General features: G+C 66.7%; 24 protein-coding genes. 18 read left to right on the top strand and 6 right to left on the bottom strand.

Annotation, left to right across the window (positions count from 1 at the left end; genetic code table 11):
* Positions 1-108 precede the first annotated feature (108 nt).
* From yajC to B0E41_RS17830, 4 genes are all read left to right on the top strand, one after another.
* Positions 109-429 carry a preprotein translocase subunit YajC gene (gene yajC, locus B0E41_RS17815; protein WP_077332796.1) on the top strand — a complete coding sequence of 107 codons (321 nt, stop codon included), beginning with the start codon at positions 109-111 and terminating at the stop codon, positions 427-429.
* Between the two features lie 122 nt (positions 430-551).
* Positions 552-2432, top strand: a complete 1881-nt coding sequence (secD, locus tag B0E41_RS17820) for a protein translocase subunit SecD (RefSeq protein WP_077332798.1) — start codon at positions 552-554, stop codon at positions 2430-2432.
* 17 nt (positions 2433-2449) lie between these two features.
* Positions 2450-3406 (top strand): protein translocase subunit SecF, encoded by a 957-nt coding sequence (gene secF, locus B0E41_RS17825; RefSeq protein ID WP_077332800.1) that lies wholly within the window; start codon positions 2450-2452, stop codon positions 3404-3406.
* A 78-nt stretch (positions 3407-3484) separates the two neighbouring features.
* Positions 3485-5938, top strand: a complete 2454-nt coding sequence (locus tag B0E41_RS17830) for a DUF1631 family protein (RefSeq protein WP_077332802.1) — start codon at positions 3485-3487, stop codon at positions 5936-5938.
* 109 nt (positions 5939-6047) lie between these two features.
* Here B0E41_RS17830 and dprA read toward each other — a convergent pair whose 3' ends face one another.
* Both dprA and B0E41_RS17840 read right to left on the bottom strand, forming a co-directional pair.
* The gene (gene dprA / locus B0E41_RS17835; RefSeq protein WP_077332804.1) at positions 6048-7145 is read right to left on the bottom strand and encodes a DNA-processing protein DprA; all 1098 of its coding nucleotides are present in this window, start codon (positions 7143-7145) and stop codon (positions 6048-6050) included.
* A gap of 11 nt (positions 7146-7156) precedes the next feature.
* The gene (locus B0E41_RS17840; protein ID WP_253194986.1) at positions 7157-8428 is read right to left on the bottom strand and encodes a LysM domain-containing protein; all 1272 of its coding nucleotides are present in this window, start codon (positions 8426-8428) and stop codon (positions 7157-7159) included.
* 340 nt (positions 8429-8768) lie between these two features.
* Here B0E41_RS17840 and def point away from each other — a divergent pair, with 340 nt between their 5' ends.
* The 8 genes from def (at position 8769) to B0E41_RS17880 (ending at position 15696) form a co-directional block, all read left to right on the top strand.
* A complete protein-coding gene (gene def / locus B0E41_RS17845) occupies positions 8769-9290 on the top strand; it encodes a peptide deformylase (RefSeq protein ID WP_077332808.1) in 522 nt (173 codons plus the stop codon).
* A 5-nt stretch (positions 9291-9295) separates the two neighbouring features.
* Positions 9296-10270 (top strand): methionyl-tRNA formyltransferase, encoded by a 975-nt coding sequence (gene fmt, locus B0E41_RS17850; protein WP_077332837.1) that lies wholly within the window; start codon positions 9296-9298, stop codon positions 10268-10270.
* The gene (locus B0E41_RS17855) at positions 10270-11007 is read left to right on the top strand and encodes an AzlC family ABC transporter permease (RefSeq protein WP_077332811.1); all 738 of its coding nucleotides are present in this window, start codon (positions 10270-10272) and stop codon (positions 11005-11007) included. The genes fmt and B0E41_RS17855 overlap by 1 nt, the downstream gene beginning before the upstream one ends.
* The gene (locus B0E41_RS17860; RefSeq protein ID WP_077332813.1) at positions 11000-11335 is read left to right on the top strand and encodes an AzlD domain-containing protein; all 336 of its coding nucleotides are present in this window, start codon (positions 11000-11002) and stop codon (positions 11333-11335) included. The genes B0E41_RS17855 and B0E41_RS17860 overlap by 8 nt, the downstream gene beginning before the upstream one ends.
* A gap of 154 nt (positions 11336-11489) precedes the next feature.
* A complete protein-coding gene (locus B0E41_RS17865; protein WP_216350781.1) occupies positions 11490-12296 on the top strand; it encodes a glycosyltransferase family 2 protein in 807 nt (268 codons plus the stop codon).
* Positions 12280-12963: a VTT domain-containing protein gene (locus B0E41_RS17870; RefSeq protein WP_077332815.1), complete on the top strand. Its 684-nt coding sequence runs from the start codon at positions 12280-12282 to the stop codon at positions 12961-12963. Before B0E41_RS17865 ends, B0E41_RS17870 begins: the two co-directional genes overlap by 17 nt.
* Positions 12947-14668: a glycosyltransferase family 39 protein gene (locus B0E41_RS17875; protein WP_077332817.1), complete on the top strand. Its 1722-nt coding sequence runs from the start codon at positions 12947-12949 to the stop codon at positions 14666-14668. The genes B0E41_RS17870 and B0E41_RS17875 overlap by 17 nt, the downstream gene beginning before the upstream one ends.
* On the top strand, positions 14665-15696 hold the full coding sequence (locus B0E41_RS17880; protein WP_077332819.1) for an NAD-dependent epimerase/dehydratase family protein: 1032 nt from the start codon (positions 14665-14667) through the stop codon (positions 15694-15696). Before B0E41_RS17875 ends, B0E41_RS17880 begins: the two co-directional genes overlap by 4 nt.
* 108 nt (positions 15697-15804) lie before the next feature.
* On the opposite strand, the gene B0E41_RS17885 is transcribed toward B0E41_RS17880, so the two are convergent.
* Positions 15805-16596, bottom strand: coding sequence for a phosphatase PAP2 family protein (locus B0E41_RS17885; RefSeq protein WP_077332821.1), 792 nt, complete (start codon positions 16594-16596; stop codon positions 15805-15807).
* 94 nt (positions 16597-16690) lie between these two features.
* Between B0E41_RS17885 and B0E41_RS17890 the strand changes: the two genes are divergently transcribed.
* From B0E41_RS17890 to B0E41_RS17900, 3 genes are all read left to right on the top strand, one after another.
* Complete coding sequence (locus B0E41_RS17890; RefSeq protein WP_077332823.1) at positions 16691-17410, top strand: response regulator transcription factor; 720 nt, start codon at positions 16691-16693, stop codon at positions 17408-17410.
* Positions 17407-18768: a HAMP domain-containing sensor histidine kinase gene (locus B0E41_RS17895; RefSeq protein WP_077332825.1), complete on the top strand. Its 1362-nt coding sequence runs from the start codon at positions 17407-17409 to the stop codon at positions 18766-18768. The genes B0E41_RS17890 and B0E41_RS17895 overlap by 4 nt, the downstream gene beginning before the upstream one ends.
* Positions 18769-18846: 78 nt before the next feature.
* Positions 18847-20568 (top strand): phosphoethanolamine--lipid A transferase, encoded by a 1722-nt coding sequence (locus B0E41_RS17900; RefSeq protein ID WP_077332841.1) that lies wholly within the window; start codon positions 18847-18849, stop codon positions 20566-20568.
* Here the strand turns inward: B0E41_RS17900 and B0E41_RS17905 are convergent.
* From B0E41_RS17905 to B0E41_RS17915, 3 genes are read right to left on the bottom strand one after another with little or no spacing between them, the layout of a single operon-like run.
* On the bottom strand, positions 20546-21931 hold the full coding sequence (locus B0E41_RS17905; RefSeq protein WP_077332827.1) for an ATP-binding protein: 1386 nt from the start codon (positions 21929-21931) through the stop codon (positions 20546-20548). The genes B0E41_RS17900 and B0E41_RS17905 overlap by 23 nt on opposite strands.
* A 26-nt stretch (positions 21932-21957) precedes the next feature.
* Positions 21958-22617, bottom strand: coding sequence for a response regulator transcription factor (locus B0E41_RS17910; protein ID WP_077332843.1), 660 nt, complete (start codon positions 22615-22617; stop codon positions 21958-21960).
* Between the two features lie 19 nt (positions 22618-22636).
* On the bottom strand, positions 22637-23011 hold the full coding sequence (locus B0E41_RS17915) for a PepSY domain-containing protein (protein ID WP_363351875.1): 375 nt from the start codon (positions 23009-23011) through the stop codon (positions 22637-22639).
* Between the two features lie 139 nt (positions 23012-23150).
* Here B0E41_RS17915 and B0E41_RS17920 point away from each other — a divergent pair, with 139 nt between their 5' ends.
* From B0E41_RS17920 to B0E41_RS17930, 3 genes are all read left to right on the top strand, one after another.
* Positions 23151-23720, top strand: a complete 570-nt coding sequence (locus B0E41_RS17920) for a Crp/Fnr family transcriptional regulator (RefSeq protein ID WP_077332831.1) — start codon at positions 23151-23153, stop codon at positions 23718-23720.
* 141 nt (positions 23721-23861) lie between these two features.
* Complete coding sequence (locus B0E41_RS17925) at positions 23862-24239, top strand: DUF1924 domain-containing protein (protein ID WP_216350782.1); 378 nt, start codon at positions 23862-23864, stop codon at positions 24237-24239.
* 22 nt (positions 24240-24261) lie between these two features.
* Positions 24262-24780, top strand: a complete 519-nt coding sequence (locus tag B0E41_RS17930) for a diheme cytochrome c (RefSeq protein ID WP_077332835.1) — start codon at positions 24262-24264, stop codon at positions 24778-24780.
* Positions 24781-24817 lie beyond the last annotated feature (37 nt).

Raw genomic sequence — 24817 nt, forward strand, 5'->3', positions numbered from 1 at the left:
CGAGGGGGAGAGGGTGCGTCATACAATGAGCGGTTCCGCCGCAAGGCCCGGCCGGGTTCGCCCGCCGGGCCTTGCGTCTTGACCCTTTTGACCTTGTTGGAGACGCCTGTGTTCATTTCTTCTGCCTACGCCCAAGCCGCCACCGGTGGCAGCACCCAGGACACCCTGATGAGCATGTTGCCGCTGGTGCTCATGTTTGTGGTGCTGTACTTCGTGATGATCCGCCCCCAGATGAAACGCCAGAAGGAGCACAAGGCCATGGTCGAAGCCCTGGCCAAGGGCGACGAGGTCGTGACCGCCGGCGGCTTCCTGGGCAAGGTGTCCAAGGTGGGCGAAACCTATGTCGGTGTGGAGCTTGCCGACGGCATGGAAGTCCAGATGCAGCGCACGGCCGTGGTTCAGGTGCTGCCCAAGGGCACCATTAAGTAACACCCCCGCGCCGCGCCTGGCAGCGCGTCACCCCCTCAAGGGGGCAATGCGAGTGGCCCGGCGGAGCCGGTTCCACCGCATTCCCGGACAGCTACCCCTCACGCCACTTTGGTTGCCTCCTCATGAACCGTTATCCGCTCTGGAAGTACCTGGTCATCGCTTTCGCGCTGGTGATCGGCGTGCTGTATGCCCTGCCCAACCTGTTTGGCGAGTCGCCAGCGGTGCAGGTGTCTGCGGCGCGTTCGTCGGTGAAGGTCGACCTCACCACGGTCACGCGGGTGGAGCAGGCGCTATCGGCGCAGAGCATCCAGCCTTCGATGATGCAGCTCGAAGGCAACTCGGTGCGCGCGCGCTTTGACAACACCGATGTGCAGCTCAAGGCCCGCGACACCATCGAACGCACGCTCAATCCCGATCCTGCCAACCCCGGCTACGTGGTGGCGCTGAACCTCGTGCCGCGCACCCCCGCTTGGCTGGCCAGCCTGGGCGCTTCGCCCATGTACCTGGGTCTGGACCTGCGTGGTGGCGTGCACTTCATGCTGCAGGTCGACATGCCGGCCGCGTTGGTGCGCAAGGCCGACGTGCTGGCCGGTGATTTGCGCTCCGCGCTGCGCGAAAAAAATGTGCGCCATGGCGGCATCCAGCGCAGCGGACAGACGCTGGAAGTGCGCGCGCGCGATGCCGCCACCGCGCAGGCGGTGCAGGCCGTGATCCAGGATCAGTTCCCCGACCTGCAGGTGGTGCAGACGCCGGATGGTGCCGAGTTCCGCCTGTTGGCCACGCTCAAGCCGACGGCGGCCCTCACGGTGCAGGACCAGGCGCTCAAGCAGAACATCACCACGCTGCACAACCGCATCAACGAACTCGCCGTGTCTGAGCCGGTGATCCAGCAGCAAGGCACCGACCGCATCGTGGTGCAGTTGCCCGGCGTGCAGGACACCGCCAAGGCCAAGGACATCCTGGGCCGCACCGCGACCCTGGAGGTGCGTCTGGTGGACGAAAGCTCCGAAGGCCAGGCCGCCGAAAGCGGCGCGGGGGCGGTGCCATTCGGTTCCGAAAAATACCTGGAGCGCGACGGCCGCCCTGTCATCGTCAAGCGCGAGGTGCTGCTCACGGGCGAGAACCTCACCGATGCCCAGGCCGGCTTCGACGACCAGCAGCAACCTGCCGTGCACCTGACCCTCGACAGCAAGGGCGCGCGCGTGTTCCGCGACGTGACCCGCGAGAACGTCGGCAAGCGCATGGCCATCATCCTGTTCGAAAAGGGCAAGGGCGAGGTGGTGACGGCACCGGTGATCCGCGGCGAAATCGGTGGTGGCCGGGTCCAGATCTCGGGCAGCATGAACACGGTGGAGGCCAGTGACACGGCTTTGCTGTTGCGCGCCGGCTCGCTGGCCGCGCCGATGGAGATCATTGAAGAACGCACCATTGGCCCGAGCCTGGGCAAGGAAAACATCGCGCGTGGGTTCAACAGCGTGATCTGGGGCTTCCTGGCGGTTGCCACCTTCATGTGCGCTTATTACATGCTGTTTGGCGTGTTCTCCAGCCTGGCACTGGGCTTCAACCTGGTGCTGCTGGTGGCGATTCTCTCGATGCTGCAGGCCACACTGACCTTGCCGGGCATGGCCGCCATGGCACTGGCGCTGGGCATGGCCATCGACGCCAACGTGCTGATCAATGAGCGGGTGCGTGAGGAGTTGCGCAACGGATCGTCACCCCAGACCGCGATCAACGTCGGCTACGACCACGCCTGGGGCACGATCCTGGACTCCAACGTCACCTCGCTGATCGCCGGCGTGGCGCTGCTGGCCTTCGGCTCCGGCCCGGTGCGTGGTTTCGCCGTGGTGCACTGCATCGGCATTCTGACCAGCATGTTCTCGGCCGTGGTGTTCTCGCGCGGTCTGGTCAATCTCTGGTACGGCCGCAAGAAGAAACTCAAGAGCGTGTCGATCGGCACGGTGTGGCGCCCCGACGGCGACAACGCAGTGGCCAAGGCCGATTGACCCCAGGAGCTTGAACCATGGAACTTTTCCGCATCCGCAAAGACATCCCGTTCATGAAGCACGCCATTGTGCTGAACGCGATCTCGGCCATCACTTTTTTCCTGGCGGTGTTTTTTCTGGTGACCCGCGGCCTGCATCTGTCGGTGGAGTTCACCGGCGGTACCGTGATGGAGGTGGCCTACGAGCAACCGGCCGATCTGGAGTCGGTGCGCAAGGTGATCGAAGGCTTGGGCTACGCCGATGTGCCAGTGCAGAACTTCGGTACATCGCAGGACGTGTTGTTGCGCCTACCGGCCAAGACCGGTCAGAGCTCAGGGCAGCAAAGCGAGGCCGTGCTGGCCGCGCTCAAGGCCCAGAACCCGGCCGTGCAGCTGCGCCGCACCGAGTTCGTCGGCCCGCAGGTGGGGCAGGAGTTGGTGGAGAACGGCCTGAAGGCGCTCGGCTTCGTGATCCTCGGCATCATGATCTATTTGGCGGTGCGTTTCGAGTGGAAGTACGCCGTGTCAGCCATCGTTGCCAACCTGCACGATGTGGTGATCATTTTGGGCTTCTTCGCCTTTTTTCAGTGGGAGTTCTCGCTGCCGGTGCTGGCCGCGGTGCTGGCCGTGCTGGGCTATTCGGTCAACGAATCTGTGGTGATTTTTGATCGCATCCGTGAGACATTCCGCCGTCAACGCAAAAAGACCACCGTACAGATCATTGACCACGCGATCACCTCCACCATCAGCCGTACCATCATCACGCACGGCTCGACCCAGATCATGGTGTTGTCGATGCTGCTCTTCGGTGGACCCACCTTGCATTACTTCGCGCTGGCACTGACCATCGGCATCCTGTTCGGTATCTACTCTTCGGTCTTTGTGGCGGCGGCCATCGCCATGTGGCTGGGCATCAAGCGCGAAGACCTGATCAAGCCGACGGGCAAGTCCGCACCGGGCGACCCGGACGATCCGAACAGCGGAGCGATGGTTTAACAGAGGCCGGTATCAGACCGCTTTGGCCGGCTTTCAGCAGACTGAAGCAAGCGGCTTTCGTGTCATACTGAAACCACTGTGGCTACATCTGATCAGCACGTTTCCTCTTTGGCCAAGCAGGCACGCGAGCTCTTTGTGGTTCACGTGGGTCGCGCTCTGCCCGATTTGGTCAAGGCCTGTGAGACCAGGCTGGCAACGGCGCTTGATCAGCCTGGTCCAGCGCGCGAAATGCAAGAGCGTCGGGACGCATGGCTGGCATTCCAGAAGTGCCACACCACCTGGCTGAACCAGAGCCGCAAGGCTTTGCAGCGCAGTTTGCTGCCGCGCCACGGGATCACTTCCGCCAATGGTTTGGGCGTTCCGTCGGGACGCCTGGAGCTGCTGGCGGAAGGGGCCATTGATGACCAGATCATGGCCTCGCGTTTGGCGATGCGGGTGCTGGATGTGGCCTCGACCGAGCTCAACGAGCTGAGGTTGCGCGTTCAGCACCTTGAAAAACGCCTGGAGTTGCCGCGCGGGGATGTGCTCCTGCCCGATGTGGTGGCGCGGCTTCTGGTGGACCAGTGGCTGGACGTTCAAATGACACGCGAGGGGTGGACGTTGGTGCAGGATGCACTCTCACCCGCCCTGGCGAAAAGCATGCTGACCTCATACAAGGCGGCGAACGAGTTCCTCGTCTCCAGTGGGGTGATGAAAGAGATCGATCTGCAGGCCCTGGTCAAACGCACGCCGGGCAGCCGGTCTGCCGGCCCCGCGCCTGCCGTGAATACCGCCCTGTCGTCCTCCGATACCGGTGGCGGATCTGGATCGGTTGGCGTGGATGGCGAGGCTTCAGGCGCCAGTGGTGGATACGGTGGCGCAGGTGCATCGAGGGCCGGCGCCCCCAACACCGGATCTCTCCACAGTGGCCGTGGCAGTGGCAGCGAACTGGGGGGAGGCCTCGGTGCAAGCCGTCCGGGTCAAAATTCCTCCGCCATGGGTGTTCACGACGAAACCCGTCTGATGACCCACTCATCGCCATTGGCCCGGGCCCGGATGCGCGCTCAGGGTGTTGTGGGCCGCTTGCGGCGGTTGTTGATGGACAAGGTGGGCGGCGATTTCGAGGCCACCCAGCTGCTGCCGCCGTCGCCGATGCTCCAGCAGGCCATGCAGCGGGTAGAGCCTGAGCCCGTCTCTGAGGGGGCAATGTCCGGGGGGATGGGCTCATCCCGAACGGGCGTGGTCTACATGGACAACTCCCATGTGGAGAAGGCCATATCGGTCCTGCGGCAACGCACGGCAGAACTCAAACAGGCGGCCAACACGCCATCGGAAAAAGCCACCATCGAGGTGGTGGCGTTGATGTTTCAGAGCATTCTGGCCGAAGAGCGCATCCCCCCCAGCGTGCGCGTCTGGTTTGCCCGTCTGCAAATTCCGGTCTTGCGCGTGGCGTTGGCCGAGCCCGAGTTTTTCAGTGCGCTGCAGCACCCAGCCAGGCGCCTGATCGACCGCATGGGTTCTTGTGTGATGGGCTTTGAGTCCAATGTCAGTTCGGTGGCGCTGGAGGCTGAAATCAAGCGTGTGGTCCAGGTGATCGAGCAATACCCGGAGACCGGGCGTCGCGTGTTCCAGCTGGTGCTGGATGAATTCCAGAAGTTCTTGTCCACCTACCTGAGCGAGCAGGGCAGCGCTAGCCGCTTTGTCAGCGTGGCGCAGCAGGTCGAGCAGAAAGAGACCCTTTCGGTGCAGTACACCATCGAGCTGCGCAAGCTGCTCGATGACATCATGGTTCGCGATGAGGTGCGTGATTTCCTGTTCAAGGTCTGGGTCGAGGTGCTGGCCGTGGCCAGCGTCAAATACGGACTTAAGCACGAGGAAACCTCGTCGCTCAAGAAAGTGGCTTCGGACCTGTTGTGGGCCGCCAGCGCCAAACCCAACCGCAACGACCGCGCACGCGTGATCCAGCAGCTGCCCGGCTTGTTGCAGCGCTTGCGCCAGGGCATGAGCCTGCTAGGTTATTCGCCGGGCGTTCAGGATCAGCACATCAAGGCGGTGAGCGACACCCTGGCCGATGCCTTCATGTCGCGCACCGAAGCCATCTCGCAGGACAGCCTGGACAAGCTCTCCGAGCGTCTGGCCCATCTGGAAGACTACATGCCCGACAGCGGCGTGGGTGATCTTGACCTGGACAACGAAAGCATCGAGATGATCACGGGCGTGGACGCCAGCAACATCGAGGTGATCAAGCAGGGGGGCAGCCAGCCCAACGAGGCCATGCGCGCCTGGGCGGTGGAGCTGCAGATCGGCGCCTGGTTCGGTCTGGACCACAATGGCAAACTCAACAGCGTGCAGTTGGCCTGGCGCAGCGAGCGCGGACAGCTGTACCTCTTCGTGACCAACGCCGGACGCTGTTTCTTGATCCAGGCCACCCGGGTTGCCGCCTACCTGCAGGCCGGGTTGTTGGTGCCGAGCGAGGAGGAGGCGTTGACCGTGCGGGCTACGCGCGATGCGCTGGCCAAGCTGGACGCCAACCCGGAGCGTTTGTTGGGATGATGCCCGCCGCGCTTCGCTCGACCCTGTAAAGGATGCGCGATGCGAGGGGCCCAACAAGCTGGCTCCACCGCATCCTCGGGCAATGCGCGGCGATGTGCGTGTTGCCAGCTCAACTCCGGGAAATTCGCTGCAGCAGCCCGCCGGGCATCCGTCCCACTTCACCTTCCAGCTCAAGCTCCAGCAAACGGGCTTGCAGCGTGGCGGTATCCAGACCGGTGCGGGCCTGCAGCGCATCGAAGCTCACCGGGTCGTGTCCGACGGCGTGGAGCAAATCATCGACCGGAGTCTCAGCCTGGCCTGGTTCGGTACGATGCCCCGCGGGCTCGGCGATCCGCAGGTCTTCCAGAATGTCCTGTGCCGACTCCACCAGCTTGGCGCCTTGCCGGATCAGCGCGTGGCAACCGCGTGACTGTGGGGCATGGATCGAACCCGGGATGGCAAACACCTCGCGCCCTTGCTCCGCAGCAAAGCGCGCGGTGATCAGGGACCCCGAGCGCACAGCGGCCTCGACCACCAGCGTGCCCTGCGACAGGCCCGCGATGATGCGGTTGCGTTGGGGGAAGTTGGCGGCCAAAGGCGCAGTCCCGAGGGGGTACTCGCTGATCAGCAAACCGCGCTCTGCGATTCGACTGGCCAGCGCATCGTGCCGTCTGGGGTACACGGTGTCGAGCCCTGTGCCCACCACCGCGATGGTGGTGCTCCCACCTTCCAGGGCGCCGGCATGCGCCGCTCCATCCACGCCGAGCGCCAGACCCGACACCACACAGACACCTGCCTCGCCGAGACTTCGCGCGAACTGTCGCGCGTTCGCCTCGCCCTGTGGCGTGGGATTGCGACTGCCCACGATGGCGAGCTTGCGTGGATGGTCGAGCACCTCAGGCTGTCCGCGCAGGTACAGCATCAGCGGTGGATCGGCCGTGTTCAGCAGCGCGGCGGGGTAGTGGGCATCGGCCAGCGTCAGCACCTGATGAGCAGGACTTTCGTCCAGCCAGGCCGTCAGGCGGTCAATCGCGGGTTCCAGCGCGTCAGGGATGCTTTGCATCGCGCGCGCCGTGCGTGCGTTGGTGACTGTTTGCCAGGCACTGGAACTCTGGGCCCAGACGCCTGAAGGCAATCCGAACGCGGTGAGAAGTCTTCGGGCCGTGTCGTTGCCCACGCCGGGCGTGAGCAGCAGCCTGAGCCAGCCGGCCAGGGCTTCCCTGTCCATTGGGCAGGGCGTCAGGGGTTGGTGAAGCGGTCGCCGATCTTGACGCCGTCCTGGATGTCCAACACCACGGCGTAAGACACCTTGTCGAAAGTCCGGAAGACCATCATCAGGCCATTGCTCTCGCCGGGGAGGCGCAACTGTGGCCGGCTGTCGTCGGTCTTGTCGATCAGGGTGCTGGCATCGCGAACGAGGGCGAGCACATGACCGTCTTCGATGCCGTGTGCCTTGCCGCGGTTGATCGCGACCACTTGGTTCTGGGCGGCGTATCGAACGGCGTTGCCGTAGACCGACACGATCAGGCCGTTTTGGGCCTGGCCCGGAGCGCGGGGCACGTAGTTGGGGAACACGCGTGGTGGCTCGGGCAAAAGGCGGTCGCCCACGCGCATTTCTTCCTTTGCGCTCACGATGTCGATGGTGGCGGGCACCAGCTCACCGGTCGCCACGGGTTTGACAGGCGCCTTCTCGGCAACCTGAGCTCGCTCGATGTTGTGCGCGGTGTTCTCGTAGGTGGGCTTGTAAACGTCTTTGCCTGCGGGCTTCGCTGCCGACGCCGGTACTTCAATGTCGCGACGGCTCTCGGGGCGCACCAGTTGCGCCTTGCCGATGTACTGGGCCTCATACGCCAGGATCTCGCCCGTGGCAGGGTCCTTCAACGGCACCGCATTCCGGAAGACGCGGAAACTGCGGGGTTTGCCCGCCTCCATCGTCAGGGCATCCTGGGAGAGACCTCCGACGTCGCCGTACTGACCGCGGGCATAAGCGCGGTCACCCAAGCTGAGCAGCACCCGGTTTTCCGGGGTGGCGACGATGCGGGGCGCTCGCGAGAACGTGGCTTCGTCAACCACCAAAGGCTCGGCCAGGAAGGACTCGATGGCCTGCATGTTGACCGGCGGGATCGCTGAGTCGGACAGGCTCTCGACGCGGGTGCGGGGCGAGACACGCACCGTCGGTGTGTCGCCCTCGCCCGGCCGGCGGGTGCTCAGGCGGGCGCGGCCACCAGATTTGTCCAGGTACAGCACCTGACCCGGATAGATGCGGTGCGGGTTCTTGATCTCATCCAGGTTCATGCCCCAGAGCTCAGGCCAGCGCCACGGGCTCTTGAGGAAAATGCCAGAGATGCGCCACAGCGTGTCGCCGCGCACGACCGTGTGGCTGTCGGGTGCATTGGGCGCCAGCTCCGACAGCGGCACCCCGGTTTGGGCCACTTGGTTGGCGGTGGCACGCTGTCCGGACGTGACGGTCTGGCTCTGCGCCCAGGCGCTGTTGGTGGCCATCGCGACCATCAAAGCGCAAGCACCCACCACAGGGCGTGACAGGCGGAAAGCGGACGGAAGGGCGGACGAGCGGGAGTTCAATGGCATGTGTGGGCCCCTGGGGCTGGCGCAATCTGGCCGGAAACCGTGCCCGGCCACCCGGACAAACGGCGCTTCAAGTCTTGACAATTCGCATTTGATTTTGCGCCCAAGCCCTTGATTAGGCAATATTAATGGACGTGGCCATCCACCCGATCCGCGAAAAGTAGCGAAAATAGCGACAAACCCCTCTCCATGGTCTCAGCGGCGCCACGTTCGCCGTTGCCGCCGTTTTGCCCAAGACCCCGACCGCTGCGTCGCCGCCTTCGCCATGAACCCGCCCGATTTGCTGAACATCCTGCGTTATCCCGACCCGCGCCTGCACACCGTGGCGAAACCGGTGGAGGCGTTCGACGACCGTCTTCGCGTGTTGATTGAGCGGATGCTGGCCACGATGTACGACGCCAGCGGCATCGGGCTGGCGGCTACGCAGGTGGATGTGCACGAGCGGCTGATCGTGATCGATGTCAGCGAAACGCGGGATCAGCCTCTGGTGCTGATCAACCCGGTGGTCGAGTGGGCCAGTGCCGAAACCCGCAAGGGTGAGGAAGGTTGCTTGTCGGTGCCGGGCATCTACGATGGTGTGGAGCGTTCCATCGCTGTGAAGGTGCTTGCCCTCGATGCCGAAGGCAAGCGCCGTGTGATCGAGGCCGAGGGCATGCTGGCCGTGTGCATCCAGCACGAGATGGATCACCTGATGGGCAAGGTGTTCGTGGAGTACCTCTCGCCGCTCAAGCGCAATCGGATCAAAGGCAAGTTGCTGAAGTCGCAGCGCGAAGCGCAGAAGGCATGACGGCCATGCGCCTGGTCTTTGCGGGCACGCCGGCGTTCGCCCGCGTCGCATTGGAGCGGCTGCTTGCGGCGGGGTTCGAGATTCCGCTGGTGCTGACGCAGCCTGACCGCCCTGCCGGACGTGGCATGCAGCTGCAGGCCTCGCCGGTCAAGCAGTGCGCGCTGGCGCACGGCATCGCGGTGGCACAGCCGCGCAGCCTGCGACTGGACGGCAAATACCCCGAAGACGCCATCGCCGCGCGGGAGGCCCTTGTGGCCGCGAAAGCCGATGCCATGGTGGTCGCCGCGTATGGGCTGATCCTGCCGCAGTGGGTGCTGGACACGCCAGCGAAAGGTTGCCTCAACATCCACGCATCCCTCCTGCCACGCTGGCGCGGCGCGGCACCGATCCACCGCGCCATCGAGGCGGGCGATGAGCAGACCGGCGTCACCATCATGCAGATGGACCCGGGCCTGGACACCGGCGACATGCTGCTGATGGAGCGGCTGCCCATCGGCGCCGACGACACCACCGGCAGCCTGCATGACCGGCTGGCCACGCTGGGGGGGCGTCTGGTCGTGGAAGCGCTGGAGCTTGCCGCCTGTGGCGGATTGACCGCCCAAAAGCAGCCGACCGAGGGCGTGACCTATGCGCACAAGATCGAGAAGGCCGAGGCCGCCATCGACTGGTCGCTGCCGGCAGAGGTGATTGCGCGGCGTGTGCGCGCTTTCAATCCGTTCCCGGGTGCGGCGACGGCGCTGGCGGGCGAGGCGATCAAGGTCTGGGCCGCGCAGTCCCAAGCGGGTCTGCCCGGCGGCTTGCCCGGTCAGGTGCTGTCGGCGGGCGCCGACGGCATTCGGGTGTTGACCGGTGAGGGTGTGCTCGTGTTGACCGAACTGCAGCGCGCCGGAGGCAAGCGGCTACCGGCGGCGGATTTCCTGCGCGGTTTCGCGCTGGCGCCCGGCCAGGTGCTGGACGCTGCGCCAAAGGCCGCCGGCTGATGTTCTTTCTGGCCGAGCACCGCCGCCACGCGGAATTCTGGGAAGGTTTTCGAGACCAGGCCTCGGTGGCCGTGGGCATCGCCGCTTGGGGCTTGATGACCGGTGTGGCCATGGTCAAGTCGGGACTGTCGGTCATCGAAGCCCTGCTGATGACGCTGGTCGTGTACGCCGGCAGCGCTCAACTCGCCGCCGTGCCCATGATCGTCGCGGGCGCGCCGATGTGGGTGATCTTGGCGGCTTCGTTCTGCGTCAACCTGCGTTTCGTGGTGTTCTCCATCCACCTGCGGCCCTATGTGATGCACCTGCCGCGCTGGCAGCGCATCGCCACCGGGTTCTACACCGGTGACCTGACCTACGTGTACTTTGTTCGCCGCTACCCGCACGTGGCCGTCGACGCCGACGGCCTCGCGCGCCAGCAGGCCTACCTGGCCGGCAACTGCGCCGTGAACTGCGTGGCATGGATGGTTTCCAGCGTGGTGGGCGTGGTGCTGGCCAATGCGGTGCCCACTGCCTGGGGACTGGGCTTCGCCGGCATCCTGGCGTTGTTGGGCCTGTTGTGTTCGCTGGCCAGCTCACAGCTGCGGGTCGTCTCGGCCAGTGTGGCCGGTGCGGCGGCGGTGACCGCCTGGGCGCTGCCGCTGAGGCTCAACATCCTGGTGGCCATCGCGGCGGCGGTGGCGATCTGCCTGGTGATCGAGAAGGCGTCGCCGCGACCGCCGGGCGCGCAGCATGTTTGACCTCGATCCCTGGACCCTGCTGACCATTCTCGGCATGGGCTGCGTCACCGCGATCACGCGGGGGTTTTTCTTCTTCTCCAGCAAGCCATGGAGCCTGCCGCACTGGGCGCAGCGCGGTCTGCAGTACGCGCCCATCGCGGCGCTGTCGGCTGTGGTGATTCCGGAAATCGTGATGACACAGGGGCATCTGATTCAGACCTGGCAGGACGCACGCCTGTTCGCCGCGGTGGCGGGCATGGCCTGGTTCGTCTGGCAGCGCAGCGTGCTGGGCACCATCGTGGTGGGCATGGTGGTGTACCTGCCGCTGCACATGGGGCTGGGCTGGTGAGTCGGTCGGCGTTCACGCGCGTGGGAAAATGCCCAGGTGCGAGCGGATTAAGGTCTCCTTAAGGTTGGCGGGTAAAACTCGCAGACCCGCTTTTTTTTGCGTCGTTCGGCCCGGCCTCTTCCTCCATGCGCCGAATCTCCCTGGTGAACCCTTCATGACAGACCCCCGCCCGGCGAACGCCGCTGGCGCCGCACAGACGGGCGATGCCCCGCTGGTGTCGGTGCTGATTCCCGCCAAGAACGAAGCCGGCAACATCGGCAAACTCGTGAACGAGGTGGTGACCGCGCTGCGCTCCGAGTGCGCGTTCGAGATCGTGCTGGTCGATGACGGCAGCGACGACGGCACCGGCGACGAGTTCGTGCAAAGCTGCGCCGAGCTGGGCGCGGCCGGCCAGCTGGTGCGCCACCAGGCCAGCGTGGGACAGAGCACGGCGCTGTGCAGCGCGGCCTTGCAGGCGCGCGGGCGCTACCTCATCACCATTGATGGCGACGGCCAGAACGACCCCGCCGACATGCCCGGCCTGTTGCGCTCGGCGCGCGAGACCGAGTCGCAGTCGACCCACTTCTGCATCGCCGGCTACCGCAAGAACCGCCAGGACACCGAGTGGAAGAAGTTCCAGTCGCGCATTGCCAACGCCGTGCGCCAGAAGCTGCTGAGCGACCAGGTGCCTGACACCGGCTGCGGCCTGAAGCTGATCCCGCGCGAGACCTGGCTGCGCCTGCCGTACTTCGACCACATGCACCGTTATCTGCCTGCGCTGGTGCTGCGGCTGGGCGGCGTGATCCGTGTCGTGCCGGTGAACCACCGGGCGCGCCACGTGGGTGTGTCCAAGTACAACGCCTGGAACCGGCTTTGGGTCGGCCTGGTCGACATGGCGGGTGTCATGTGGCTGTCACGGCGCGGCAAGCGCCCGGTGATCGCGCAGGTCCGGTCCATCCCCGCGCATGAAAAGCCTCACTAAACCGCTGCTGCTCACGGCGGTTCTGACGCTGGCTTTCCTGTCCCTGCACCTGGGCTGGTGGGGCCCGGTCACAGAAGAGGTCTTGCTGCAGCAGCTGTTCCAGCGGCATTGGGCGCTTGCCTGGCCGATGTTCATCGGTGGTGCCGTCGTCTACACGGCGCTCGGTGGCCCGCGTCAGGTGCTGGCCTTCAGCTGCGGTTTCCTGTTCGGTGGCTGGCAGGGCGGCCTGATCGGCACCTTGCTCACCGGTTGCGGTGCCATGCTCACCATGCTCGCGGTGCACAAGCTCGGCTTTGAATGGGTGAGGCAGAAGTACGCGCAGAAGATTGAACTGATCAAGGCGGTGCTGGCCGAAGACACCTGGATCTGGATCTGCGTGATCCGCCTGATCCCCGTGGGCAGCAACCTCGTGACCAACATCGCGGCGGCCCTGTCCGACCTGCGACCGGTGGCGGTGTTCTTCGGTAGCCTGCTGGGCTATCTGCCGCAGATGCTGCTGTTCGCCTACGCGGGCTCGGGCTTTGCGCTGCACGACAGCTCGCAACTCTGGATCAGTCTCGTGATGCTGGTGTTGTCCACCGGGCTGGGCCTGTACCTGTACCACCACGGTTTCAAGCAGCGTTTGCAGCGCTTCCGCAAAGAGCATCCGCATGTCCCTGCCCACTGACGACGACGCCCGTCGCCAGACGCTGTTCTGGCTCGCCGCCACCGCCATCGTGCTGTTGCTGGGCATCGGCCTGCGCTACCCCTGGCCCGCCGACGAGCCGCGTTTCGCACAGGTGGCGCGCGAGATGGTTGAGAGCGGACAGTGGCTGTTCCCCACGCGCGGCGGCGAGCCTTACCCCGACAAGCCACCGGTGTTCATGTGGTTCAGTGCGGCGGCGTTCGCGCTGCTGGGCAACCTGAAACTGTCCTTCCTGTTGCCGAGCGCGCTGGCTTCGGTGGGCACGCTGCTGCTGGTGCACGACCTCGGGCGCCGGCTGTGGAACCCGCAGGTGGCGCTGTTCGCGGTGCTGGTGCTGGTGTTCACGCCGCAGTTCCTGCTGCAGGGCAAGGTCGGGCAGATCGATGCGCTCGTGACCTTCTGGATCACGCTGGGTTGTTATGGCTTGCTGCGCCACTTCTTCACGGGCCCCCACTGGGGCTGGTACTTCACGGCCTGGGCTGCGATGGCGCTGGGCATCATGACCAAGGGCGTGGGCTTCCTGCCGTTGCTGATGCTGTTGCCGCTGGCGCTCTGGACGAAGAACCCCGGCCACGGCGACGCGCCGGTGTGGCGCTGGAAGCTGGCGGCGGGCGTGCTGGTGATGGCGGTCACGGTGGCGCTCTGGCTGGGCCCGATGCTCTGGCAGGTGCACAGCATCGGCTCCGACACCATGGTGGCCTACCGCAACGACCTGCTGTTCCGCCAGACCGGCGAGCGTTTCGTCAACGCCTGGCACCACGTCAAGCCCTGGCACTATTTCTTCACGCAGGCCATTCCGGTGGTGTGGTTCCCGCTGCCGGTGCTGTTGCTGGTGTTCTTCAAACCGCTGCTCGCCGCGCTGTGCGAAGACCGCCGGCTCAAGGTGCTGCTGGCTTGGGTCGGGCTGGTGTTGCTGTTTTTTTCGATCAGCTCGGGCAAGCGCGAGGTCTACATCTTCCCGGCCCTGCCCATGCTGGCGCTGGTGGTGGGCGTGTTGTGGACCAAGGTCCGCGCGCAGGGGCTGGGCGGGCGAACCAGTGCTTTCTTCCAGTGGTTCCTGTATGCGCTGGCGGCGGCACTCGGTGGCCTCGGTCTGATGCTCCGGTTCTCACCAGAGCGCCTGCTGCGCAAGGCACCCGACTACGCCGAGCTGATCGCCACGCTGGCCATGCCGCTGATCGCGATGGGCGCGGCCCTGCTGGTGCTCCTGATCGTGATCCGCCGACGCGACCTGCTGGAGCGCATGGCCGCCACCAGCCTCACGGTCTGGGTGTTCGTGTCGCTGCTGATCTGGCCGCGCGTCGACCCCTACCGCACGCCGCAGGACATGATGGAACAGGTGGAGCAGCAACTGCCGCCCGGCGCTGAGCTGGCACTCATCTTTTTCAAAGAGCAGTTCCTGCTGTTCAGCCACCGCCCGCTGACCCATTTCAGCTACCTCGCACCGGTGGATCAGCAAGAGCGCAACGCCTGGGTCTGGATGCGCGAAGCGCCGAACCGCCAACTGCTGGTGCCGACCGACGCGAAGCTCGACTGTTTCGATGTGGCCAAGGCCGTCTCGCTGGGCGAGGCCCACCGCCGCGAGTGGGTGCTGTTCGGTGCCGATGCGATGCGCGCGACCTGCGCTGCGCCCGCGCGTGCCCAACGCTTCGTTTACCGTCCCGACATCCGTGGTGTCTTGCCATGAACCTGCTGACTTCGTTACCACGCCCCCGCATCCTGGTCACCGGCGCCGCCGGCTTCATCGGCTTTCACCTGAGCCAGCGCCTGCTCGACCTGGGACTGGCGGTGGACGGCGTGGACAACATGAGCCCGTACTACGAGCCCAGCCTCAAGGAGGCACGGCTGAAGCTGCTGCAGGCTCGGCCAGGCTTCGTGTTCCACCGGCTCGAACTCGCCGAGCGCGAGGCCACGGCGAAGCTGTTCGAGCAAGGTCGCTACGACATCGCGCTGCACCTCGCGGCGCAGGCCGGCGTGCGCTACTCGGTGGAGCAGCCGATGGCCTACCTCGACAGCAACCTCGCGGGCATGCTGACAGTGCTCGAAGGCTGCCGGCGCCACGGCGTGAAGCACCTCGTGTACGCCTCGTCGAGCTCCATCTACGGCGCGGCACGCCAGATGCCGCTGCGCGAAGACATGGTGACCGACGCGCCGATCTCGCTCTACGCCGCGAGCAAGAAGGCCAACGAGCTGATGGCCCACAGCTACAGCCACCTCTACGGCATCCCGGCGAGCGCTCTGCGCTTTTTCACGGTCTACGGCCCCTGGGGCCGGCCGGACATGGCGATCTTCAAGTTCGTGCGCGCGATCTTTGAAGGCCGACCCATCGACGTCTACAACCACGGCCAGATGCGCCGCGATTTCACCTTCGTGGACGACGTGGTCGATGCGGTGCTCGCCGTGGCGGGCGTGCCGCCGGTGGCGCAAGACGGGCAGGCCGCCCACCGCGTGCTCAACGTGGGACACAACGGCCCTGTGCCGCTGATGGACTTCATCGCCTGTCTGGAGCAGGCCACGGGCCGCGAAGCCGTCAAGCATTTCATGCCCATGCAACAGGGCGACGTGCCCGACACCTGGGCCGACACCTCGGCGCTGGAACGGGGCTTCGGCGTGCGGGCCGACACCGATCTTCAAGTCGGCGTGCAGCGGTTTGTGGACTGGTACCGGACTTATTACGAAGTCCCCCCCGCGCCACCTGCGGCGTCACCCCCCTGAGGGGGCAACACGAGCGGCCCGGCGGAGCCGGTTCCGCCGTGTTCTGGGATGGGGTGTTGCTCTCCGGAGATGTGTTTGTTACCTCCCTTGCTCCCTTGTCACGGTGCGTCAGCTGTGGCTCGGTAAGGCCGGTTCCTCACGGACCTTGCTTCGCGTTCCAGCTTCTGTGCGGTCCAGCCAGGGCTGTGCCAGTCGCCAGCCCGCCAGCGCCACACCGCTGCAGAGAACCAGCGTCCAGAGCGTGTGGCTGGGGAAATGGGCGCCGCGCACGGTCTGTGTCGCACCGGCCACCATGCCCATGAGCAGGATGCCGGCCAGCCAGCGCTGGCCCGCCTGGGGCGAGCGGGCCCGGCTGCCTGCGGGAGGGGTGAGCCAGGGCAGACACAGCGGCAACAGGGCCAACGCGCTCGACGCGTGACCGCCCGGGAAGCACCGGCCACTGCCGCCATCGGCTGCACCGAACGTCCAGTGCGACACGTAGCGCGCCGGGCCGCCGAACACCTCCAGTTCCCAGGGGCAACTGGTGAGGCTGTGGTATTTCACAAGGTTCACGGCAGCCAGCGTCGCGGCCACCAGGAGCACGGCCGCGAGGCGTTCGCGGCGCGGCAGTGGCAGGCCTGGCCACCGCTTGGGCAGCCATGCATCGGGCGCCAGGGCCCAGCCCCACAGGACGAGGTAGAGCAGCAGGGCGGCCTTGCGCAGGCCGTCGTGCATGACGCCTTCCAGCAGGATGTCGCCGCGCAGCGCAAAACCCTGTGCGGTGCCGATGTGTTGCATCAGCGGGAGGTCCAGACCGACGGCGTCCCACAGCAAGGTGAGGGCGAGCAGGGCCAGCCAGGCCCAGGCCAGGCGGCGGGGCGGCGAAATGTTCGGGGAGGCAGGGCGCCATGGGGCAGGCATGGCGCCGATGGTTGTTCGCCGACTTTAAGAGAACCTTAAGGGGTGGCGGGATAATTCGCGCCATTGACCTACGCGCTCTGCGCCCGACCCTGACATGCGTGCACTTGTGGTGGAAGACGATCCCGGCATCGCTGGCGGCCTCAGCCTGTCGCTGCGCCAGGCCGGTTATGCGGTCGACGTGTGTGCCAGCATCAACTCCGCCTGGACCGCGCTGAGTGTGGAGCCTTTTGATGTGATGCTGCTGGATCTGGGCTTGCCCGACGGCGACGGCTTGGACCTACTGGCGCGGCTGCGCCGGCTCGGCGAGCGTCGGTCCGTGCCCGACGCGCTGCCGCGCAGCGACATGCCGGTGCTGATCATGACCGCGCGCGATGGCGTGAGCGACCGCATCAGCGGCCTGGACAGCGGCGCCGACGACTACATCGTCAAACCCTTCGACCCCAACGAGATGCTCGCTCGCCTGCGCGCCATGCTGCGCAGAGCAGGAGGGCGCAGCAAGCCGGTGATCGAACACGGTGACCTGGTGCTCGACCCGGCGACCCATTCGGTGGAGCGGGCTGGCTTGCCTGTGCCGCTGGGCGCCAAAGAGTTCGCGCTGCTGCTGACCCTCTTGCAGGCGCGCCCGCAGGTCTTGTCCAAATCGCGCCTGGAGTCGGCGTTGTACGGTTTTGGCGATGCACTGGAGAGCAACGCCATCGAGGTGCACGTGCACCACCTGCGCCGCAAGCTCGGTGAGTCGCTGATCAAGACCGTGCGCGGGGTGGGTTACTTCATTCCGCAAGACACCGTGCCGGCCGATCCGGGGCCTCTGTGAAGCCACGGGCCGCCGAGACCCGGCGCACCCTCTCGCGCCACCTGCTGACCTGGGCCCTGGGCGCGCAACTGGTGGTCTGGCTGGTGCTGGTGGCCGTGGCCTGGAGCACCAGCTTGCGCGAAACGCGCAAGTTCACCGACGGCCACCTGGTCGCGGTGGCCCAGCTGTGGCTCGGCACGGCGTCCTGGAACCAGACCGACACGTCGGGCGGTCTTCCTGTGCCCAGCGAGCATGTACACGAGTACGCACAAGACGTGGCCATCCTGGTCTGGGACAACGGTCGCCTGGTCACCGACAGCGACCAACTCGCATCCGGACTGGACCTGGCGAAGCTGCCCGACAAGGGGCTGGTGACGGTGGCCTACCGCGACGCCCAAGGGGTGGTGCACGACTGGAGGGCCTACGTCGAGACCTACCGGGCAGAAGGGCGTGTGCGTCGGGTGGCGGCCTTGCTGGATTTGAAGAAGCGGTATGTGCTGGCCGAGGACATCGCCGAACACCTGACATCGCCCTTGCTGATCCTGATGCCTTTGTTGGCCTTGGTGATGGGGTGGACGATCCGGCGCGGCCTGCGACCGTTGGACAAGCTGTCCGACGAGGTGGCGGCGCTCGACGGATTTGCGGGCCAGCGGCTGGACACGCAACACCGCTTCCGAGAATTTGCCAGCACCGTCTCGGCCATCAACACCATGGTGGATTCGCTGCAGACCCAGGCGCAGCGCGAGCGCCAGTTCGCCTCCGACGTGGCGCACGAGCTGCGCACGCCGCTGGCCGTGATCACGCTGCAGGCCCGTGCCGCGCAGGCCGAGCCCTCTGCGGAGCGGCTATCCCGGCTGGAGCAAGAGGCGCTGCGGGCCGGCCGCATCCTCACCCAGCTGCTGGACCTGGCCCGGGCGCAGCGCGCCGGTGAGGTGGGCAGCGGCCACGCGGCCGAGACACCGCAGCCCACGGCGCTGGGCGAGATGGCCGCCCGCCTGATTTCGTCGCACGCCCAACTGGCCTACGAGAACGGCCACGAGATTTCGCTCGTCGAACCCGACACACCCACGGTGGTGACGGTGCAGCCGATGCTGCTGGAGCTGGCCATGCGCAACCTGATTGAAAACGCGCTGCGCCACACGCCCTCGGACACCCAGGTGGTGGTCGAGGTGTGGCAGGCGCCTGGGGCGGTGGGTGTGTCGGTGAGCGACGACGGCCAGCGCGCCGACGCGGTGTCGGCACCGGTCCAGGCCAGTTCCGGGCTGGGCCTGGGCCTGCGCCTGGTCGAGCGCATTGCCGAACAGATGGGTGCCACGCTGGCGCGCGACGACGGCCAGAGCCCGATGACCACGCGCTTCAGTTTGCGTTGGCCGCTGTGATGCTTGCGGATAAGGTGGACTTAATGTCGTCTGCTTACGCTGGCTGGGCCAGTACGTGCTGGTGAACCATCGGTGACCATGCTGGCCCTTTCCCCTGCAATCAACTCCCTGGACAACGCCCGCCCCTCGCCGGAGGCTTCGCGCACGCCGCAGCTCACCGCCTGGTGGCTCGCACTGTGGCTGGCCGGCCCTGGCAACCTGCCGCTGTGGCAGCGCATCTTCTCGCTGCCCGACTCGATCGGGCACCGCCTGACCCTGATCGCCTGTTTCGGCGTGTTGATCCTGGCGGTCACGGCGGCCCTGTTGTCCCTGCTGAACTTGCCCCGCCTGTTCAAGCCACTGGCTTCGCTGCTGGTGCTGGTGGCCGCCTTCAACAGCCACTTCATGTGGCAGTACGGTGCGGTGATCGACACCACCATGTTGGCCAACGTGTCCCACACCGACGCACGCGAGGTGCGCGATCTGCTGTCGTGGTCGTTGTTGGGGGCGGTGCTGGTGGTCGCCGGGCCGGCGTTGTGGTGGCTGTGGCGCCGCCCTCGCGCCTTGTTGAGCTGGCCCAGACAGATCGCCCGCAACCTGTTGGGTGCCCTGCTCGGCCTGGTGCTGGCCCTGGGTGCAGCGATGGCCGGTTACCAGCACCTGGCCTCGCTGATGCGCGCCCACAAGGACCTGCGCTACATGGTCAACCCGCTCAATACCGTGTACGCCGCCGGTTGGTTGGCGATCAACCAGGCGTCCCACAGGGGGCGGCCTTTGCAGCCGGTGGGCGAGGACGCGGCCCTTGGCGCGAGCTATGCACAGCAGGCGCGGCCGCCGCTGCTCGTGCTGGTCGTGGGCGAAACGGCTCGCGCACAGAACTGGGGTCTGAACGGTTACGCGCGTCCCACCACGCCCTTGCTCGCGCGCTGGCAGTCGCAAGGCGATCTGGTGAACTTCAGCGAGGTCACGTCCTGTGGCACCAACACCCAGGTGTCGATGCCCTGTATGTTTTCCCCGCTGAGCCGCGACGAGGGCGGCAACCGAACCGCCGTCCACGAAAACCTGCTCGACGTGTTGCAGCGCGCGGGTCTGGCCGTGCTCTGGGTGGACAACCAGTCAGGATGCAAGGGCATCTGCGAACGGGTGCCCCACATCAACCTGCACGACGACCCTTCTAGCCATGGCTGTGACGGCGCCGGCTGCTTCGACGAGGCCATGTTGCAGGGGCTGGACGAACGCATTGCCGCGCTCGACCCCCAGCGCCGAGCGCGCGGCGTGGTGGTCGTGCTGCACCAGATGGGCAGCCATGGCCCGGCGTACTTCAAACGTTCGCCCACCGATCACAAACCCTTCTTGCCCGAGTGCACCAGCGTCAGCCTGACCGATTGCCCACCCGATCAACTGCTCAACGGCTACGACAACAGCATCGCCTACACCGATGCCTTCATGGACCGCACGCTGACCTGGCTGCACCGTCTGGGCAACAACGGCGTTTTTGACACCGGCCTCATCTACGTGTCCGACCACGGCGAGTCGCTGGGTGAAAACGGCCTGTACCTGCACGGCGTGCCCTACGCGTTGGCACCGCGTGAGCAGACCCACGTGCCCATGGTGACCTGGCTGTCGGCGGGCTTGCAGCAGCGCACCGGCGTTCGCACCGACTGCCTGCGCCAGCGCGCGGCCGAGCCCCTGTCGCACGACAACGTGTTCCACACGGTGCTGGGCGTGATGGACGTGAACACCCGGGTGCGTCAGGAGGCGCTCGACATGTTGACGCCCTGCGTCATGCAAGTGGCGATCAAGGCGAAGCCGGCAGGCTGATCGACACCCGCAAGCCGCCGAGGGCGGCCGTGTCCAGGGCGATGTTGCCCTGGTACAGCGCCACCAGATCGGCCACGATCGCCAGCCCCAGGCCGCTGCCCGGCGTGGCCTCGTCCAGCCGCACGCCGCGCGCCAGCACGGCGTCCCGCTGCTCCGGGGCGATGCCCGGGCCGTCGTCTTCCACCGTGATCCGCACCCGGTCGCCATCCCGGCGCGCGAGCACCTCGACCCGTTGGCGCGCCCAGAGGCAGGCGTTGTCCAGCAGGTTGCCCATCATTTCCTGCAGGTCCTGCTCCTCGCCGGCAAAGGCCAGGTTTGGCGCCAGTTCGACCAGGTGCAGGTCCAGCTGCCGCTCGGCGTGCACGCGGTCCATGACCCGGATCAGGCCGCTCAGCACCGGCGCCAGCGGCGTGCGCTGGCCGGGCAGGCGCTGCGTCGCGGCGACGCGAGCACGCGCCAGGTGCCAGTCGATGTGGCGACGCGACAGCGCCACCTGCTCGCGCACGCGCAGGGCGAGCTCGTCGCGCGGGCCGTCGCTGTCGGCCGCTTGCGCCAACACCGCCAGCGGTGTCTTGAGCGCGTGGGCCAGGTTGCCCGCCTGGGTCCGGGCGCGGGCGACCACTTCGGCGTTGCGGTCCAGCACGCCATTGAAACCGTCGATCAGCGGCTGCACCTCGGTGGGAAAGCGGCCCTGCAGGCGCGGCGAGCGGCCTTCTTGCACCTGGGCCAGCGCCCGGTGCATGGCGTGCAGCGGCGCAAGGCCCACGGCCACCTGCGCCAGCGCCGCCAGCACCAGCAACACGCCCAGCGCCAGCAGCGAGGCGGCGAGCACGCCGGTGAAGCGGGCGACCGCCCCGGTGGCTTCCTGCATGTCGCCGGCCACGATCAACCGCCAGGCCTCAGGCTGTTCGGCGGTGTGCACCGTGCGCTCCACCATCATCAGCGGCGCGTCATTCGGCCCCCGACCTTCATGCACGTGCACGGCACCGTTGGCCAGTGCATCGCGGGGCAGGGTCAGCGCCGCGTCCCACAGCGAGCGCGAGCGCAACGCGGCGCTCTGGCCCGCGTTGTCTGCGTCGATGCGGTCGAGCTGCCAGTACAGACCCGAGTAGGGCTTCTGCCAGCGTGGGTCGGACAAGCGGGTGGCGTCGATCAGCGGTTGCCCCGCTGCATCGAACTCCAGTCGCGCGGTGAGCTGGTCGAGCTGCTGCGTCAGCACGGTCTCGAACTGGCGCATCACGTGCTCACGGAACAGGCTGGCCAGCAGCACGCCGGCCAGCACCAGTGCCAGCACCAGCGCCACCAGCGTGGCGGCCAACAGGCGAAAGCGCAGCGAGTGGGCCCAGCGACGGGTGGTGAACATGGGGCGAGCTTACCGCTGCGCCATCCTCAACCGGACACCAACCGGTAGCCCATACCGCGCACGGTTTCGATCATCTCGGCCGGCAGCTTCTTGCGCAGCCGGCCCACGAAGACCTCGATGGTGTTGGAGTCGCGGTCGAAGTCCTGGGCGTAGATGTGCTCGGTGAGTTCGGTGCGAGAGACCACGGCGCCGGGGCGGTGCATCAGGTAGTCGAGCACCTTGTGTTCGTGGCTGGTGAGCGTGACGGGCTGGCCTGCGAGGGTGACGCGGCCGCTGCGTGTGTCCAGCGCCAGCGCGCCGCACTGCAGCACCGGCGAGGCCAGTCCGCTGGAGCGCCGGATCAGCGCCCGCAGCCGCGCCAGCAGCTCCTCCATGTGGAAGGGTTTGGTGAGGTAGTCGTCGGCGCCGGCGTCGATGCCGGCGACCTTCTCGCTCCAGTTGTCGCGCGCGGTCAGGATCAGCACCGGCATCGTGCGGCCCGCGTCGCGCCAGCGCTTGAGCACCGAGAGGCCGTCGAGCACGGGCAGACCGAGGTCGAGGATCACCGCGTCGAAGGCCTCCGTGTCGCCCAGGAAATGCGCGTCGCGGCCGTTGTCGGCCTCGTCCACCGCATAGCCTGCGGCCTCCAGCCCGCTGCGCAAGGGCGCTCGGAGCAAGGGTTCGTCTTCGACCAGCAGGATGCGCATGATCAATCGGTGGAGGGGTTCATCGGGGTCGCGCACGGTCAGGGTGGCCAGAGCGTGCGCGGCTGCTCAGCACCGCTGCCGTCCTGGCGTCGAGCTTGATCTTGAGCAACTGGCCGTCGTTCTGCAACAGCTTGACCTCGTAGATCCACTGGCCCTCGTCCTGCTCCAGCTCGACCTCCAGGACCTGTCCCGGGTGTTCGCGCTCCAGGCGTTCCAGCACCGTGCGCAGCGGCAGAACCTGGCCGCTGGTCATGGCCTGTCGCGCCCGCTCGTGGTCTCCCCGGTCGCTGGCCAGCGCCGGTGCCATGGGCAGGCCGGCGAGCAGCACCGCCGCCATGGCGGACGCCATGCCGCGACGGATGCTGGAATGGAGCAGGTGGGTGCGAGGGGTCATGGCGGCCATTGTGGTGCCGCGCGAATGAACCGCAGATGAACACCCGCTTCAGCTCGCGTACAGGAGCGCGTGCGCAACATGCCTGCGGTGTCGGAAATGGCCCGCACGACAACCGACACGACCGACAAAAGGACACCCCATGCCACAGCACACGACACACGCCGAACCACCGATGACCCGGGGGCAGGTGGCCGTCCTGGGGCCACGCCCGGTGTGGCAACTGCAGCGCGGCCTGCTGATGGTGCAAAGCCTCTCCCGGCCGGGCAAAGCGGTGCGGCACCTGGCGCTGCCCGGTGACTGGCTGAACCTGGAGTGCCTGTGCGATCTGCCGGCGGACACCCGGATCACCGCGCTGATGCCCAGCCAGCTTCGGCCGCTGGCCCAGCCGCCGCTGACCGACGGCCAGGCCTTGATCCGGCACCTGCTGCTGCAGCAACAGCGCTGGGCGGCCGACATGCTGGCCCTGCGCACGGGCCCGGTCGAGCAGCGGCTGGGGCACTGGCTGGCGCTGTTGAGCCGCGCCGGTGCTTCGGGTGCGCCGCCTTCCGCCGACGGACCCACCTTGCGCGAGATCGCCACCCTGGTCGATGCCGCGCCCGAGACCGTCTGCCGCGTGCTGGCGCGCCTGCGCCCTCCCCGCATCACCCGGGAGCGCACAAAGGTGCGGCCCTCGCGCTGGGCCGTGCCGCTGCGGCTGGCGGCTTTCTGAACAGCCGATGAACACGTGCTTCAGAGAAGGTTCAAGCCCGTCTTTCAACAATGTGATCCATGCCCCGCGACACCGTCGCGCCCCTCACAGAAACCTCAACGACCCACCATGAACAACCGTCCCACCGCTTCGCTTCTTTGCATGGGCCTGCTGGCCGCCCTGCTCGTCTCGACCGCCGCGCAGGCCGCCGAGACCACACCCGCCGCCCAGCTGCAGCACTGGAGCACGCAGGCCGGCGCGCCGGGCAACGCCGCCAAAGGCCAGACCTTCTTCAATGCCAAGCACGGCGGCGAATGGTCGTGTGCCTCGTGCCACGGCACACCGCCCACCACCCAGGGCAAACACGCCAACACGGGCAAGGTCATTGCCCCGCTCGCGCCGGCCTTCAACGCCAAGGCCTTCACCGACAGCGCCAAGGTCGACAAGTGGTTCAAGCGCAACTGCAACGACGTGCTCAGCCGCGAATGCAGCGCCGGTGAAAAGGCCGACGTGCTGGCCTACCTGAACAGCCTCAAGTGAACCCGCGTCACAAGGACACACCATGAAAACCCTGTCGAACCGCCTGATCCGCCCTGGCCTGGCCGGCCTGTTGTGCCTGACGGCTTTGGGCGCCGCCCACGCCGACGGCGGCCGCATGATGCCGCGCGACATGCCCAAGGCCTACATCGCCGAGTGTGCGGCCTGCCACACCGCCTACTCCCCGGGCTTGCTGCCGGCCCGCTCGTGGCAGCGCATCATGACCGGCCTGGACAAACATTACGGCACCGACGCCTCGCTCGACGACGCCACGGTCAGGCAGCTCAGCACCTGGTTGCAGGCCAACGCCGGCACCTACAAGCGGGTGAACGAAGAACCGCCCCAAGACCGTCTGACGCGCTCGGCCTGGTTCGAGCGCAAGCACCACGAGATTCCGTCCGCGGTCTGGAAGCACGCCAGCATCAAGAGCGCCGCCAACTGCGGTGCTTGCCACACGGGCGCCGACCGCGGCGATTTCGACGACGACAACATCCGGATGCCGGCCGGCGTGAGCCTGGGCAAGCGTTGGTACTGGAAAGACTGACCCAGGGAGAACCGCCATGCAAGCCACCACCCCACTC

This window comes from Hydrogenophaga sp. A37 (assembly GCF_002001205.1).
GTDB lineage: Bacteria > Pseudomonadota > Gammaproteobacteria > Burkholderiales > Burkholderiaceae_C > Hydrogenophaga.

Bases quoted from the DNA above. Each gene is read 5' to 3' on its own strand.
- B0E41_RS17900 (WP_077332841.1), top strand. From the start codon at position 18,847: ATGCTGGCCCTTTCCCCTGCAATCAACTCCCTGGACAACGCCCGCCCC.
- B0E41_RS17855 (WP_077332811.1), top strand. From the start codon at position 10,270: ATGTTCTTTCTGGCCGAGCACCGCCGCCACGCGGAATTCTGGGAAGGT.
- B0E41_RS17880 (WP_077332819.1), top strand. From the start codon at position 14,665: ATGAACCTGCTGACTTCGTTACCACGCCCCCGCATCCTGGTCACCGGC.
- B0E41_RS17840 (WP_253194986.1), bottom strand. From the start codon at position 8,428: ATGGTCGCGATGGCCACCAACAGCGCCTGGGCGCAGAGCCAGACCGTC.
- secF (WP_077332800.1), top strand. From the start codon at position 2,450: ATGGAACTTTTCCGCATCCGCAAAGACATCCCGTTCATGAAGCACGCC.
- fmt (WP_077332837.1), top strand. From the start codon at position 9,296: ATGCGCCTGGTCTTTGCGGGCACGCCGGCGTTCGCCCGCGTCGCATTG.
- B0E41_RS17865 (WP_216350781.1), top strand. From the start codon at position 11,490: ATGACAGACCCCCGCCCGGCGAACGCCGCTGGCGCCGCACAGACGGGC.
- secD (WP_077332798.1), top strand. From the start codon at position 552: ATGAACCGTTATCCGCTCTGGAAGTACCTGGTCATCGCTTTCGCGCTG.
- B0E41_RS17925 (WP_216350782.1), top strand. From the start codon at position 23,862: ATGGGCCTGCTGGCCGCCCTGCTCGTCTCGACCGCCGCGCAGGCCGCC.
- B0E41_RS17860 (WP_077332813.1), top strand. From the start codon at position 11,000: ATGTTTGACCTCGATCCCTGGACCCTGCTGACCATTCTCGGCATGGGC.
- B0E41_RS17915 (WP_363351875.1), bottom strand. From the start codon at position 23,011: ATGACCCCTCGCACCCACCTGCTCCATTCCAGCATCCGTCGCGGCATG.
- B0E41_RS17910 (WP_077332843.1), bottom strand. From the start codon at position 22,617: ATGCGCATCCTGCTGGTCGAAGACGAACCCTTGCTCCGAGCGCCCTTG.
- B0E41_RS17885 (WP_077332821.1), bottom strand. From the start codon at position 16,596: ATGCCTGCCCCATGGCGCCCTGCCTCCCCGAACATTTCGCCGCCCCGC.
- def (WP_077332808.1), top strand. From the start codon at position 8,769: ATGAACCCGCCCGATTTGCTGAACATCCTGCGTTATCCCGACCCGCGC.
- B0E41_RS17870 (WP_077332815.1), top strand. From the start codon at position 12,280: ATGAAAAGCCTCACTAAACCGCTGCTGCTCACGGCGGTTCTGACGCTG.
- dprA (WP_077332804.1), bottom strand. From the start codon at position 7,145: ATGGACAGGGAAGCCCTGGCCGGCTGGCTCAGGCTGCTGCTCACGCCC.
- B0E41_RS17875 (WP_077332817.1), top strand. From the start codon at position 12,947: ATGTCCCTGCCCACTGACGACGACGCCCGTCGCCAGACGCTGTTCTGG.
- B0E41_RS17890 (WP_077332823.1), top strand. From the start codon at position 16,691: ATGCGTGCACTTGTGGTGGAAGACGATCCCGGCATCGCTGGCGGCCTC.
- B0E41_RS17930 (WP_077332835.1), top strand. From the start codon at position 24,262: ATGAAAACCCTGTCGAACCGCCTGATCCGCCCTGGCCTGGCCGGCCTG.
- B0E41_RS17905 (WP_077332827.1), bottom strand. From the start codon at position 21,931: ATGTTCACCACCCGTCGCTGGGCCCACTCGCTGCGCTTTCGCCTGTTG.
- B0E41_RS17920 (WP_077332831.1), top strand. From the start codon at position 23,151: ATGCCACAGCACACGACACACGCCGAACCACCGATGACCCGGGGGCAG.